Genomic DNA, 976 nt, shown 5'->3' on the forward strand with positions numbered 1-976 from the left:
GATGTGCCGGGCCGATCCCGAACTGGGGATGGCCGTGGCCCGGTGGACCGGCGAGATCGTCGCCCACCGGCTCCAGTCGGCCCGGACCCGGCTGCTCGACCTGTACGCGCCCTACGGCAGCGGCGACGCACGCTGACCGACGTTTCCGGAACCGATCAAGGAGCCACCGTGCACGGCAGTCCGCACATCGTGAGCGACGTGATGACCCATACCGTCGCCGCCATCGGCCGCGGGGCCGGTTTCAAGGAGATCGTGCAGCTGATGGAGCAGTGGCAGGTCAGTGCCCTGCCCGTCGTGGAGGGCGAGAGCCGGGTGATCGGGGTTGTCTCCGAAGCCGATCTGCTGCCCAAGGAGGAGTTCCGGGACGGCGACCCCGACCACTGCACGCAACTGCGGCGGCTGGGCGATCTCGCCAAGGCCGGCGGGTTGACCGCGGAGGAGCTGATGACGTCTCCGGCGGTCACCGTCCGCGCGAACGCGACCCTGGCGCAGGCGGCCCGCATCATGGCGCACGCCAAGGTCAAGCGGCTGCCCGTCGTCGACGAGATCGGCGGCCTCGAGGGCGTCGTCAGCCGCGGCGACCTCCTCAAGGTGTTCCTGCGCAGTGACGAGGACATCGCCGAGGAGGTACGCAGGGAGATCGTGTCCTACCTGTTCCACGGGTCGCCCTCGCCGGTCCGCGTCAAGGTGCGGGGCGGTGTCGTCACCCTCGCCGGACGCGTCCGCGACACAGCACTGGTGCCGGTGGCCGCCCGGCTGGTGCGAGCCGTGGAAGGGGTGGTGGACGTCGGATTCGACCTCACGGGCCCGGAGCACGTCCGGGAGCGGTGAGACGACCGCAAGTGCAGCACCGCGTAGATCCTTACGGGTCTGCTCAGCCGGCGTGCGACAGCACCCCGCTCAGGGCCGGCTTCACCTCCAAAGGATCGACACGGTCCCGGGCTGGGCTCGGATGGGGCCGGTCGGCCCTAGTGCG

Annotated in this window: 1 protein-coding gene and 1 pseudogene; both read left to right on the forward strand. The window is 70.6% G+C overall.

Annotation, left to right across the window (positions count from 1 at the left end):
- Positions 1-136: pseudogene (locus N4G66_RS45175) on the forward strand (regulator); the annotation flags it as partial.
- 32 nt (positions 137-168) lie between these two features.
- On the forward strand, positions 169-831 hold the full coding sequence (locus N4G66_RS45180) for a CBS domain-containing protein (protein WP_261710150.1): 663 nt from the start codon (positions 169-171) through the stop codon (positions 829-831).
- The last annotated feature ends 145 nt before the right edge of the window (positions 832-976 follow it).

Source organism: Streptomyces rhizosphaerihabitans (assembly GCF_025399795.1).
Classification (GTDB): Bacteria; Actinomycetota; Actinomycetes; order Streptomycetales; family Streptomycetaceae; genus Streptomyces; species Streptomyces rhizosphaerihabitans.